Genomic DNA, 13,325 nt, shown 5'->3' on the forward strand with positions numbered 1-13,325 from the left:
GCTTGGTGATCCGTCGCCTGCTCTCCCCCACCCTGCTCGCCTGCACCGTCGCCCTGGCCGGTGGTGCCGCCAGCACCCCGACTTACTCCTCGGGCGCCGGTGGCACCACTTCGCCCAGCGCCACCGGATCCACGCCTGCGAGCTCGCCGACGCCCACCCCGAGCGCCACCACCGAACCCGACTGCCGCAAGCTCAAGTGCATCGCCCTCACCTATGACGACGGCCCCAGCACCCTGACGCCGCAGCTGCTCAAGGCCTTCACCGACCGCAAGGCCACCGCGACCTTGTTCATGCTGGGCAATGCCGCCGAAACCTACCCGGAGACGGTGCGCAAGGCCCACCAGCAGGGCTTCGAGATCACCAACCACACCTACGACCACAAGCCGATCAGCGGGCTCTCCGACGAGAAGGTGGCCTGGGAGGTGGCGCAGACCAACAAGGCGCTGGCGAGGATCACCGGCCAGACCCCGACGCTGATGCGCCCGCCCTATGCGGCCCGCACCTCCCGCACCGACAGGGTGGTGGGCAGGAATGGGCTGGCCGTCGTGGTGTGGAACAACTCACCGGAGGACTGGGTGGCCAGCAACCAGTCCGCTGAGGCCATCACGCGGCTCACCCTGCAGCGCTCCAGCCGCAACTAGATCATCCTGATGCACGACATCCACCCATGGACCGTCGAGGCGGCGCCGGCCATCATCGACGGCCTGCACGAGCAGGGCTACACCCTGGTGACGGTCAGCCAGCTGCTGGGCAGCACCACGCCCGGCGCCGTCTACCCCAAGGCCTGAGCCACTGGGGGCGGGCACACGCCAGCCCGGCACTCCAAACCACGTCCAGGAGCCATGTCGGCGCAGATGCTGCACCGTGGCCTGTTCTCAGTGTGGTTTGTGGACACCGGCCGCGAGCTAGCCTTGGCCCATGTTCTTCGAGCGCCCCCGTCCCCAGGTCGTCGACAATCCCATCTCGCCGCTGGTGATGCCCTGCCACCACCGCATCTTCGGTGACCCGCTGGACCGCGACTTTCCCGGCAGCGAGGTGGCCTACTTCGCGATGGGCTGCTTCTGGGGCGCGGAGAAGCTCTTCTGGCAGCTCGACGGGGTGCTGTCGACGGCGGCCGGCTACATGGGCGGACAGATCACCCACCCCACCTATGAGCAGACCTGCACCGGGCAGAGCGGCCATGCCGAGACGGTGCGCGTCGTCTTCGACCCCAGCCGGATCAGCTATGACCAGCTGCTGGCGGTCTTCTGGGAGAACCACGACCCCACCCAGGGCGACCGCCAGGGCAATGACGTTGGCAGCCAGTACCGCTCGGCCGTCTTCACCACCAGCGACGAGCAGCAGCAGGTCGCCGAGCGCTCCCGGGACTCCTTCCAGCAGGGGCTCACCAATGCCGGTTACGGGGCGATCACCACGACCGTGGAGCCGGCACCCGAGTGGTACTGGGCTGAGGAGTACCACCAGCAGTACCTGGACCGGGTCCCGAATGGCTACTGTCCGGTGCACGCGACGGGTGTGACCTGCAACTGAGGCTGGCCCCGGCCCGGCCCTGTCGTGCCGGGGCCGGGCTCAGCCCGCGACCACCGGTGCCTCGCGGCTGGGCATCCCGCCGTCGCGCTCGACGAGCGTGTCGACGATGGTGGCGATGGCGGCGTCGCCGGTGACATTGGTTGCGGTGCCGAAGGAGTCGATGGCGATGTAGGTGGCGATCATCAGGCCCACCTGCGCCTCGTTGAAGCCGAGCTGGCTGGTGAGCAGCGCGGTGGCGGTCATGATCGCGCCACCGGGGACGCCGGGGGCGGCCACCATCATGATGCCCAGCAGCATGATGAAGCCGACGATGGTGCCGGTGTGGATGGGCATGCCGTAGATGATCATGACGGCCAGGCTGAAGCAGGTGATCTTGATCGTCGAACCGGCCAGGTGGATGGTGGCGCACAGCGGGATGACGAAGCTGGCCACCGGCTCCGAGACGCCCGAGGCGATGGTCTGGCGCAGGGTGACGGGGATCGTCGCCGCCGAGGAGGAAGTGCCCAGCGCGGTGGCGTAGGCGGGCAGCAGGGTCTTGAGCATCCTCAGCGGGTTGCGGTGGGCGAGGGCGCCGGCCACGCCGTACTGCAGCAGCAGGAGCACGATCGTCAGCGATAAGACCATGACGATGACGCCCAGGAAGGTGGTGATGACATTCCACACCTCGCCGGCGGCGGTCATGTTGCAGAAGATGCCGAAGATGTAGAGCGGCAGAAGCGGGATGACGGTCTTGACGATGACCAGCTCGATGACCTCGCGGAACTCCACCAGCCCGCGCTGCACCACATCACCCTTGATGACCGTGAGCGCCACGCCGACCACGAAGGCCAGCAGCAGGGCCGACATGACGCCCATCACCGGCGGCATCTCCACCTTGAAGAAAGGGGTGAACAGCGCATCCTCGGGATTGCTCAGTCCGGGGACCTTCTTGCCCTCCAGCACCCTGGGCAGCACGGCCATCGAGACGACATAGCCCACGAAGCCGGCAAAGAGGGTGGAGCCGTAGGCCAATGCGGTCGTGACGGCCAGCCACTTGCCCGCCCCGGCGCCGAGCTCACTGATCGCCGGGGCGATCAGGCCCAGGATGATCAGCGGAATCACGAAGCCCAGGTAGTTGCCGAACAGGCCATTGATGGTGACGAAGACCCTCACCAAGGGCGCAGGGAAGAACAACCCGCAGGCGATGCCCAGGACGATGGCGATGAGGATCTTGGTGAGCAGCCCGAGGCGCCGTTGCGTGGTCTTCATGGCCGAAGACTAGGCGCACCGGGGCCACCGTGGGCAGACTTGCTCGACCTGTGGTCGTCAGCCGAGGTCCACACCGGCGCCGCGGGCCTGCTCGGGGGTGTCGACATCGGCCAGCAGTTCCGATGTGAGCTGTGGTCCGCGCGCCTCCAGCCCCGAGAAGAAGGCGCGGACCGACAGGTCCCGCCCCTGGCCATGGAGGGCCGCGCGGGAGCGCAGTTCGGCCAGCGGGTGCACCGAGCAGAGGTTCTGCGCCCAACCCTCGTCGTCGACGGGCACCACGCTGTGGGCCGCCCCGTGCTCGGCCAGGTGGTCGACGAGCTGGGCGGCCAATTCTGGGGCTCGGGGCAGGTCACAGGCCAGCAGCAGCACGGGGGTGGCATCGTCGAGCCCGGCCAGTGCAAGGGTTCCGGCGATGATGCCGGCCACCGGCCCACCACCGGGTGGGTCCTCCAGGGCGAGGATGAGGTCGGGGGCGGGCTCGAACCAGTCGCCGGCCCGGTCTGCCGGCGCGACGACGACGACCTGGGTGCAGCCGGCGGCACGAGCGGCGTCGATGCTGCGCTGCAAGAGGCTGGCGCCGTCCAGCAGAAGGGCCTGCTTGGCCCGTCCCATCCGGCGCGAGGCGCCTCCGGCGAGGATGATGGCGGCGGGGCTCGGCATGCCGGCCACCCTATCCGCCAGCAACCCGCGCCGACCCTTGAAAGTTGCACCATCGAGGGGCACTGAATAACCCACCCAGTAGGAATTTCGCACCAGATTCGTCACGAATTAATTAGCCATGGATCTGCCGGACAAAACTACGCATCGTCGTCATCTCCATGGTTGGATAAGGGCATGACTGACACCGCGCGCACCGACGGGGCAGCCGCCAATGCCCTGCTGAAGATGGGCCGCTTCTTCACCAAGTGGGACGAGACCGACGACGGCCGGGCCGTCTTCCGCGAGGGCGGCCGACAGGGCGACGTCTTCTACCGCGACCGCTGGAGCCACGACAAGGTGGTCCGCTCCACCCACGGCGTGAACTGCACCGGTTCCTGCTCGTGGAAGGTCTACGTCAAGGACGGCATCATCACCTGGGAGTCGCAGCAGACCGACTACCCCACCACCGGCAATGACCGTCCCGAGTACGAGCCCCGTGGCTGCCCCCGCGGCGCGGCCTTCAGCTGGTACACCTACTCCCCCACCCGCGTGCGCTATCCCTACATCCGGGCCTCGCTGCTCGAGATGTACCGCGAGGCGAAGCAGCGCCTGGGTGATCCCGTCGAGGCCTTCCGTGAGGTCTCCACCACCCCCGAGAAGCGCCGCCGCTACCAGAGCGGGCGCGGCAAGGGCGGTCTGGTGCGCGTCAGCTGGGAGGAAGCGCTCGAGATCAGCGCCGCCAGCTATGTCAACACCATCAAGAACTACGGCCCCGACCGGATTGTCTCCTTCAGCCCGATCCCGGCGATGAGCCAGGTCAGCCACGCCATCGGCACCCGCTTCACCCACCTGCTGGGCGGCGCGATGACCTCCTTCTACGACTGGTACGCCGATCTCCCGGTGGCCAGCCCCCAGGTCTTCGGCGACCAGACCGACGTGCCCGAGTCGGGCGACTGGTGGGACGCCACCTACCTGATGATGTGGGGCTCCAACGTCCCGGTCACGCGCACCCCGGACGCCCACTGGATGGCCGAGGTGCGCTACCGCGGCACCAAGGTGGTCACGGTGGCCCCCGACTACGCCGACAACGTCAAGTTCGCCGACGAGTGGCTGCCCGCCCAGGCCGGCACCGACGCGGCCCTGGCGATGAGCATGGGCCACGTCATCCTCAAGGAGAACTACGTCGACCGGCAGGTCCCCTTCTTCACCGACTACGTCACCCAGTACACCGACCTGTCGATGCTGGTGCGCCTGGAGCAGACCGAGCTGCAGCAGCCCGACGTCCCCGGCGCCGGCTCCGGCGGCGCGCACGCGGTGGGCACCACCGCCCCGGCCCACACCGTCACCACCGCCAGCAAGTTCCTGCTCGCCAGCGACCTGCCCCAGCACGCCGACCAGCCCGATGCCAACTTCAAGACGGTCCTGTGGGATTCGGCCTCCGGCGCCCCGGCCGTCCCCAAGGGGTCGCTGGGCTTCCGCCACAACGAGGCCGACCAGGGCGAGTGGAACCTGGAGCTGGGCGACCTGCGCCCCGCGCTGAGCGTCATCGACGTGGAGGGCCACGGCGTCGCCGAGATCTCCCTGCCCTGCTTCGAGGACCCGCGCGGCGCCGGCTCGGTCATCCGCCGCGGCGTGCCCACCATCGAGATCGAGGGCCAGCAGTACTGCACCGTGCTCGACCTGATGCTGGCCCAGTACGGCGTGGGCCGCGAGGGCCTGCCGGGGCAGTGGGCCGCCGGCTATGACGACGCCAGCACCCCCTACACCCCGGCCTGGCAGGAGGAGATCACCAGCGTGCCCGCCGAGAGCTGCATCAAGATCGCCCGCGAGTTCGCCAAGAACTCCGAGGAGTCCGAGGGCCGCACCATGATCATCATCGGTGCCGGCATCTGCCACTGGTACCACGCGGACGTCACCTACCGCTCGATCATGGCGCTGCTCATGCTCACCGGCTGCATCGGCCGCAATGGCGGAGGCTGGGCCCACTACGTCGGCCAGGAGAAGTGCCGCCCCATGACGGGCTGGTTCAACATGGCCAATGCCTTGGACTGGAGCCGCCCGCCGCGCACCATGATCGGCACCGGTTACTGGTACATGCACACCGACCAGTGGCGCACCGACGGATTCAGCGCCGACGCGATCACCTCGCCGCTGAGCACCGGCAAGCTCGACGGCCTGCACGCCGCCGACGCCATGGCCACCGCCGCAGCACTGGGCTGGATGCCGATGTACCCGCAGTTCGACCGAAACCCGCTCGACCTGGCCGACGAGGCACAGGCCGCCGTGGACGCCGGCGAGGCCGCCACCGTCCAGGAATGGGTGGCCCGCGAGCTCAAGGAGGGCCGCCTGCACTCGGCGATCGAGGACATCGACGCCCCCGAGAACTGGCCCCGCAACCTGATCCTGTGGCGCTCCAACCTGTTCGGCAGCTCCGCCAAGGGCGAGGAGTACTTCCTCAAGCACCTGCTGGGCACCCACAACAACGTGATGGAGAACGGTCACGGCGCCGGGGTCGAGCACCGCCCCCGCCAGGTGCGCTTCCGCGAACAGGCCCCCGAGGGCAAGCTCGACCTGCTGATCACCAGCGACTTCCGCATGACCAGCTCCACGCTGCTCAGCGACATCGTCTTCCCGGCCGCCACCTGGTACGAGAAGTACGACATCTCCTCGACCGACATGCACCCCTATGTGCACGCCTTCACCCCGGCCATCGACCCGCCGTGGGAGGCCCGCAGCGACTTCGAGACCTTCAAGGCCCTGGCCCAGGCCATCAGCAAGCTGGCTCGCAAGCACCTGGGCACCCGCAAGGACATCGTCGCCGTGCCCATGCAGCACGACACCCCCGGCGAGCTCGCCCAGCCCGGCGGGCACGTCCCCGACTGGCGTGGCACCGACCTGCCGGCCGTCCCCGGCAAGAACATGCCGAACCTGATGGTGGTGGAGCGCGACTACACCGCCATCGCCGACAAGCTGCTCAGCGTCGGCCCGCTGGCCGACCGCTTGGGCTTCACCACCAAGAACATCACCTATGACGTCAAGCACGCGGTGGACCGGCTGGCCGGGCTGCACGGCGTCTTCGACTCCGGCCCAGCCGCGGGACGCCCCGCGATCGACACCGATGCCCGGATGGCCGAGGCCATCCTCACCTTCAGCGGCACCACCAACGGTGAGCTCGCCACCCAGGGCTTCAAGACCCTGGAGAAGCGCACCGGTGTGAAGCTGGCCGACCTGTCCGAGGGCTCGGAGGAGAAGATCATCACCTTCGCCCAGACCCAGAGCTCCCCGCAGCCGGTGATCACCTCGCCGGAGTGGTCGGGCTCCGAGACCGGCGGCCGACGCTATGCCGCCTTCACCATCAACACCGAGCGGCTGAAGCCCTGGCACACGCTCAGTGGCCGGATGCACTTCTTCCTGGACCACGACTGGATGATCGACGCCGGTGAGCAGCTGCCCATCTACCGCCCGCCGCTGGACATGCGCCGTGCCTACGGCGAGCCGGAGGTCGGCGAGCGCGGCGAGAAGGCGATCACGCTGCGCTACCTGACGGTGCACAACAAGTGGTCCATCCACTCCGAGTACCAGGACAACCTGTTCATGCTCTCGCTGGGACGAGGCGGCCCCCAGGCCTGGCTCAGCGTCGAGGACGCCAAGGCGATCGACGTCAAGGACAACGAGTGGGTGGAGTGCACCAATGCCAATGGTGTCTTCGTCGCCCGCGCCGTGGTCAGCCACAAGCTGCCGCCGGGCATCGCCTACGTCCAGCACGCCCAGGAGCGCACCATCGACGTCCCCAAGAGCGAGGCCACCGGCCGTCGCGGCGGAATCCACAACTCGGTGACGCGCATCCTGCTCAAGCCCACCCACCTGATCGGCGGCTATGCCCACCAGGCCTATGCCTTCAACTACATCGGCCCCACCGGTGTGAACCGCGACATCATCTCCACCATCCGCAAGCGCTCCCAGGAGGTCCAGTACTGATGCGAGTCATGGCACAGGTTGCGATGGTGATGAACCTCGACAAGTGCATCGGCTGCCACACCTGTTCGGTCACCTGCAAGCAGGCATGGACCAACCGGGCCGGCACCGAGTACGTCTGGTTCAACAATGTCGAGACGCGCCCAGGACAGGGCTACCCGCGTCGCTACGAGGACCAGGACAAGTGGCAGGGCGGCTGGGTGCGCACCCCCAGCGGCGGCCTGAAGCTCCGCTCGGGCGGGCGCTTCAAGAAGCTGCTGAGCATCTTCGCCTCCCCGGTCCAGCCCGGGCTCGACGACTACTACGAGCCGTGGACCTATGACTACGAGACGCTCACCAATGCCCCGCTGGGTGACGACTTCCCGGTGGCCCGGCCCAAGAGCCTGATCACCGGCAAGGACACCAAGATCACCTACTCGGCCAACTGGGACGACGCCCTGGGCGGCACCCACGAGTCGGGCCACGCCGACCCGGTGATCGAGAAGCTCCGCAAGGAGAGTCAGGACAAGATCAAGTTCGAGTACGAGAAGAGCTTCATGTTCTTCCTGCCTCGCATCTGTGAGCACTGCCTGAACCCCTCCTGCATGGCCTCCTGCCCCTCCGGCGCGCTCTACAAGCGCTCCGAGGACGGCATCGTGCTGGTGGACCAGGACCGCTGCCGCGGCTGGCGCCACTGCATCACCGGCTGCCCCTACAAGAAGATCTACTTCAACCACCGCTCCGGCAAGGCCGAGAAGTGCACGATGTGCTACCCGCGCGTCGAGGCGGGCCTGCCGACGGTCTGCTCCGAGACCTGCGTGGGCCGGCTGCGCTACATCGGCATCATCCTCTACGACGCGGACAAGGTGACCCAGGCCGCCGCCACCGCCAACGAGCAGGACCTCTACCAGGCCCAGCTCGACGTGATGCTGGACCCGCAGGACCCGGCAGTGCTGGCCGCGGCCCGCGATGCCGGCATCCCCGCTGACTGGATCACCGCAGCGCAGAAGTCGCCGGTCTACGCGCTGATCAAGCACTTCAAGGTGGCCCTGCCGCTGCACCCGGAGTACCGCACCATGCCGATGGTCTGGTACATCCCGCCGCTGTCGCCCGTGGTCGACCTGCTCCAGGAGCAGGGACACGACGCCGAGGCCGCCGGCAACCTGTTCGGCGCCATCGACGCGCTGCGCATCCCGGTGGAGTACCTGGCCGAGCTGTTCACCGCCGGTGACACCCAGGTGGTCACCGATGTGCTGCAGAAGCTCGCAGCCATGCGCTCCTACATGCGCGGCGTCACGCTGCACCGCGAGCGGGATGCCGAGCTGGCCGCGGCCGTCGGCATGACGCCCGAGGCGATGGAGCAGATGTACCGCCTGCTGGCGATCGCCAAGTACGACGAGCGCTATGTGATCCCCAAGGCCCACACCGAACAGGCCCACAACCTGGAGGAGATGGGCTGCTCGCTCGACTTCGAGGGCGGGCCCGGCATGAACGAGGAGGGCCCCTTCGGCTCCAGCTCGCGCGGGCCGGTGCCGGTGGCGATCGAGACGTACCAGTCGATCAAGGCACGCCAGGAGGCTGCCGAGGCCGACCAGGCCCCGCCGCCGCTGATGCCCTCGGCCGACGGCATGCCCGGGATCGACTACTCCAAGCTGGACAGGGACCCGCGGGGATGACGGCCATGCTCACCGGGCAGGACTCCCGCCAGGTCTGCTACCAGGCGGCCTCGCTGCTGCTCACCTATCCCGACGAGGCACTGCTGGGCAGGCTGCCCCTGCTGCGGCAGGCGGTCGACGAAACGGGTTGGGGCGGGTACTTCGCCGCCGTCCTCGACCACCTGGGCAGTGCCCCGCTGGTGGAGGCGCAGAGCTTCCACGTGGCCGAGTTCGACACCTCGCGCCGCCATGCGCTGCACCTGAGCTACTGGACCGACGGCGACACCCGTCGTCGCGGTGAGGTGCTGGCCGGGATCAAGCAGGTCTACCGCGACTCCGGCCTGCTGGTGGACCTCAACGGGGAACTGCCCGACCACCTGCCCCTGGTGCTCGAGTTCGCCGCCGTCGGCGACCCCGAGCGGGGCTTCGAGCTGCTGCAGCGCTACCGACCCAGCCTGGAGCTGCTGCGCCTGCAGATGGAGCGTGACAGCCTGCCCCACACGGGGATCCTGCAAGCCCTGTGCGCCACCCTCCCGGGACCCTCGCCCACCAGCCGCGCCGAGGTGCAGGCCATGGTCGATGCGGCCATGCCCACCGAGGACGTCGGCCTCGACGGCTACGGTGCCGGGCCCGACAAGCCGCTGCAACCGGCAGCCGGCCCCATGCACTCGACGGCCGAGTCCGTCGAGACGCCACGCCTGCGTTCCGGGCTCCAGCCCGCCACCCGCCCAGGAATCCTCGGCCGCCTGTTCGGCTCGTCAAAGGAAGACCGATGAACACTTTTCTGTGGGGCATGCTCCCCTATGGCTGCCTGACGGTGCTGGTGCTCGGCACCATCTACCGCTACCGCAATGACCAGTTCGGCTGGACGACGCGCAGCTCGCAGCTCTACGAGAGCACGCTGCTCAAGATCGCCTCGCCGCTGTTCCACTTCGGCATCATCTTCGTCTTCTTCGGCCACGTGATGGGCCTGGTGATCCCCAAGAGCTGGACCGACGCCGTCGGGATCAGCCAGCACGCCTACCACCTGGTGGCCATGGTGGGTGGCCTGGCGGCGGGCGTCGCCACCCTGATCGGCCTGGCCATGCTGGTCTACCGTCGCCGCACCAACCGGTCGGTCTTCAACGCGACCACCACCAATGACAAGATCATGTACGTCTTCCTGGCGTCGGCCATCGTGCTGGGAACCTACGCCACCCTCTTCGGGGCACACGCCCCCGACGGCACCGAGCACAACTACCGCGAGACCGTCTCGCCCTGGTTCCGCTCGCTGTTCGTCCTGCAGCCCGATGTCGAGGCGATGACCCGCGCGACGCTGCCCTTCCACCTGCACGTGATCGGCGCCATGCTGCTGTTCGCCATCTGGCCCTTCACCCGCCTGGTGCACGCCTTCACCGCACCCCTGCACTACCTCTTCCGTCCCTACATCGTCTACCGCAGCCGCACCGGCGCCCCGACCCCGTCGAGCACCGGCAACCGTCGCGGCTGGGACCCGATCGGCACCACGGATCGTGATCGCAGCAAGCGCTGACCTTCTGTTCCAGAACCAACCAGAGCTCAATCGCGTTCGGGCGCCGGCCTCACTGTCGGCGCCCGAACCGTCGCAGTTGCCAGGAGGCCGCTGATGTCAACCACTGTCCGCGCCACCACGGATCGACAGGACGGGGAGGTACCCGGTTCGACAGCCGTCCTGACGCTGTCCACCATTGCCTTCACCGTGATGTTTGCCGTGTGGCTCATGTTCGGGATCCTGGGCAAACCGATCCAGAAGGAGTTCGGGCTCACCGACGTGCAGCTGTCCTGGATCAGCGCCGTGGCCATCCTCAATGGATCCATCTGGCGCCTGCCCGCAGGCATGATCACCGACCGGGTCGGCGGGCGCAAGGTGATCTCGGTCATCCTTGCCTTCTCCGCCATCGCCTCCTTCGCGGTGGCCTTCGCGAACAGCTACCACATGCTGCTCGTCCTGGCCTTCCTGGTGGGCTTCGCCGGCAATTCCTTCTCGGTGGGCGTGGCCTGGAACTCCGCCTGGTTCAGCAACCGTCGCAAGGGATTCGCACTCGGGCTGTTCGGCGCGGGCAATGTGGGCGCCTCGGTGACTAAGTTCATCGGCCCCCCGCTGATCGCAGGCACTGCCGGGATGACCTGGTTCGGGGTGGTCCAAGGCGGCTGGCGACTGATTCCGGTGATCTATTCGGCCCTGCTCGTGCTGCTGCTCGTGTTGGTGCTGGTGGGCACTCCTCGCGAGGACAGGATGCCCGGCGCCACCAAGACCACCGCCGAGATGCTCGAGCCGCTCAAGGAGCTGCGCGTGTGGCGCTTCAGCCTCTACTACGTCGCCGTCTTCGGCGCCTACGTGGCCCTGTCCGCCTGGCTGCCCAAGTACTACATGGACAATTTCGGCATCTCCCTCACCAGGGCCGGACTGCTCACGGCCCTGTTCATCTTCCCTGCTTCCCTGCTGCGCCCGGTCGGTGGCTGGTTCAGTGACACCTTCGGCCCGCGCAAGGCGATGTACCTCACCTTCACGGTGATGCTGATCGCTTCCGGGTTGTTGTCCCTGCCGAACTTCCTGGGCGTGGTCAGCTTCACCGTCGTCGTCTTTGCCCTCGGTTGCGCCATGGGCATCGGCAAGGCCGCCGTCTACAAGCACATTCCGGACTACTTCCCCGACAATGTCGGCTCCGTGGGGGGCCTCGTGGGCATGCTCGGCGGCCTGGGTGGCTTCTTCCTGCCGCCGCTGTTCGCCTACGCCCAGCAGTGGACCGGAGCCCCCACCAGCACCTTCGTGGTGCTGTTCGTCCTGATCCTGGTCTGCATGCTGTGGATGCACCTGACCATCCACGCGATGCTCCAGAACCAGACCCCACACCTGTCCGAGCACTTCGAGAACCCGACCAGCACCAAGGAGACCCCATGAGTTCCACCGCTGACAGCCGCACTGGCGGCGAATGGCTCCAGAACTGGAATCCTGAGGATGAAGCCACCTGGGACAAGCCCCTGGCCTGGCGCACCCTGTGGATCACCACCTTCGCCCTGACGCTGTGCTTCATTGCCTGGTTCCTGCCCAGCGCCCTGGTCCCCAAGCTCAATTCGATCGGGTTCAGCTTCACCAAGGGCCAGCTTTACTGGCTGGCCGCCATGCCCGGCCTGTCCGCCGGACTCACCCGGCTGGTCTGGATGACGCTTCCGCCCATCCTGGGCACCCGCAAGATGGTGGCCGTCACGACCGCCCTGCTGGCGATCCCGGTGGTCGGCTGGGGGCTGGCGGTGCAGAACTCGTCCACCTCCTATGGCGTGATGCTGCTGCTGGCCTTCCTGGCCGGCATCGGCGGCGGAGCCTTCTCCGGCTTCATGCCGTCGACCTCGTACTTCTTCCCCAAGCGGATGTCCGGCACTGCCCTGGGGCTGCAGGCCGGCATCGGCAACTTCGGTGTCTCGCTGGTGCAGCTGCTCACCCCGGTCTTCGTCGGGATGGGGGCACTGGCCGTGGTCGGCGGTCCCCAGCAGCTCAAGACCAAGACCGGCGCTGTCACCGAGGTCTGGTACCAGAATGCGGCCTTCGTCTGGATCCCGTTCATCATCATCGGCGCGGTGGTGGCCTGGATGCTGCTGAAGTCTGTGCCGATCAAGGCCAACATCAAGCAGCAGTTCGACATCTTCTCCAACCAGGACACCTGGTGGATGACACTGCTCTACATCATGACCTTCGGCACCTTTGCCGGTCTGTCGGCCCAGTTCGGCCTGCTGATGAACCAGCTCTACGGTGCCACTGGCACGGCAGCCGAGGTGGCCGGCTATGTTCCGGTCGACGCCGTGAAGTACGTCTTCCTCGGCCCGCTCGTCGGCGCTGGCGCCCGGGTGCTCTTCTCCCCGCTGACCGACAAGATGGGCGGCGCCATCTGGACCATGGTCTCCGGCATCGGGCTCATCGCCTCGATCGCGTGGACCATGACCGCCCTCAACCCGGACCACACGTCGGCTGCCACCATGCAGGCGGACTTCAAGACCTTCCTGTGGGGCATGCTCGCGATCTTCCTCTTCTCGGGCATCGGCAATGCGTCCACCTTCAAGCAGATGCCGATGATCTTCGAGCCGCGCCAAGCAGGTGGCGTGATCGGCTGGACCGCCGCGATCGCCGCCTTCGGCCCCTTCCTGTTCGGTGTCGGCCTGACCCTGATGTCCGCCTTCACCTTCTACGCGATCGGCCTGGCCTTCGCGGTCCTGTGCGTGGTGATCACCTGGGTGCGCTATGCACGCCCGGGTGCCCCCAAGCCCAGCTGACCTCGGTCCGACACC

The 13,325-nt window shown here is 67.6% G+C and carries 11 protein-coding genes; 9 read left to right on the forward strand and 2 right to left on the reverse strand.

The window, feature by feature from the left end; translation table 11 throughout:
• The first annotated feature begins 5 nt into the window (after window positions 1–5).
• From ACYVKA_RS08110 to msrA, 3 genes are all read left to right on the forward strand, one after another.
• A complete protein-coding gene (locus tag ACYVKA_RS08110) occupies window positions 6–641 on the forward strand; it encodes a polysaccharide deacetylase family protein (protein ID WP_460704442.1) in 636 nt (211 codons plus the stop codon).
• A gap of 9 nt (window positions 642–650) precedes the next feature.
• Window positions 651–788, forward strand: coding sequence for a hypothetical protein (locus tag ACYVKA_RS08115; protein WP_460704444.1), 138 nt, complete (start codon window positions 651–653; stop codon window positions 786–788).
• Between the two features lie 130 nt (window positions 789–918).
• On the forward strand, window positions 919–1,530 hold the full coding sequence (msrA, locus tag ACYVKA_RS08120) for a peptide-methionine (S)-S-oxide reductase MsrA (RefSeq protein ID WP_394277831.1): 612 nt from the start codon (window positions 919–921) through the stop codon (window positions 1,528–1,530).
• A 39-nt stretch (window positions 1,531–1,569) separates the two neighbouring features.
• Here the strand turns inward: msrA and ACYVKA_RS08125 are convergent, their stop codons facing one another.
• Together ACYVKA_RS08125 and mobA are read right to left on the reverse strand one after the other, a co-directional pair.
• Window positions 1,570–2,778, reverse strand: coding sequence for a dicarboxylate/amino acid:cation symporter (locus ACYVKA_RS08125; protein WP_460704446.1), 1,209 nt, complete (start codon window positions 2,776–2,778; stop codon window positions 1,570–1,572).
• Between the two features lie 57 nt (window positions 2,779–2,835).
• Window positions 2,836–3,438 (reverse strand): molybdenum cofactor guanylyltransferase, encoded by a 603-nt coding sequence (gene mobA / locus ACYVKA_RS08130; RefSeq protein WP_460704448.1) that lies wholly within the window; start codon window positions 3,436–3,438, stop codon window positions 2,836–2,838.
• A gap of 174 nt (window positions 3,439–3,612) precedes the next feature.
• Between mobA and ACYVKA_RS08135 the strand changes: the two genes are divergently transcribed.
• From ACYVKA_RS08135 to ACYVKA_RS08160, 6 genes are all read left to right on the forward strand, one after another.
• The gene (locus tag ACYVKA_RS08135; protein ID WP_460704450.1) at window positions 3,613–7,395 is read left to right on the forward strand and encodes a nitrate reductase subunit alpha; all 3,783 of its coding nucleotides are present in this window, start codon (window positions 3,613–3,615) and stop codon (window positions 7,393–7,395) included.
• Window positions 7,395–9,047 carry a nitrate reductase subunit beta gene (gene narH / locus ACYVKA_RS08140; RefSeq protein ID WP_460704451.1) on the forward strand — a complete coding sequence of 551 codons (1,653 nt, stop codon included), beginning with the start codon at window positions 7,395–7,397 and terminating at the stop codon, window positions 9,045–9,047. Before ACYVKA_RS08135 ends, narH begins: the two co-directional genes overlap by 1 nt.
• A 5-nt stretch (window positions 9,048–9,052) precedes the next feature.
• Window positions 9,053–9,802, forward strand: coding sequence for a nitrate reductase molybdenum cofactor assembly chaperone (gene narJ, locus ACYVKA_RS08145; protein ID WP_460704453.1), 750 nt, complete (start codon window positions 9,053–9,055; stop codon window positions 9,800–9,802).
• Window positions 9,799–10,557: a respiratory nitrate reductase subunit gamma gene (gene narI / locus ACYVKA_RS08150; protein ID WP_460704455.1), complete on the forward strand. Its 759-nt coding sequence runs from the start codon at window positions 9,799–9,801 to the stop codon at window positions 10,555–10,557. Before narJ ends, narI begins: the two co-directional genes overlap by 4 nt.
• Before the next feature lie 93 nt (window positions 10,558–10,650).
• Window positions 10,651–11,946 (forward strand): MFS transporter, encoded by a 1,296-nt coding sequence (locus ACYVKA_RS08155; protein ID WP_460704458.1) that lies wholly within the window; start codon window positions 10,651–10,653, stop codon window positions 11,944–11,946.
• A complete protein-coding gene (locus ACYVKA_RS08160; protein ID WP_460704460.1) occupies window positions 11,943–13,310 on the forward strand; it encodes an MFS transporter in 1,368 nt (455 codons plus the stop codon). Before ACYVKA_RS08155 ends, ACYVKA_RS08160 begins: the two co-directional genes overlap by 4 nt.
• The last annotated feature ends 15 nt before the right edge of the window (window positions 13,311–13,325 follow it).

The organism is Luteococcus sediminum (assembly GCF_054783495.1).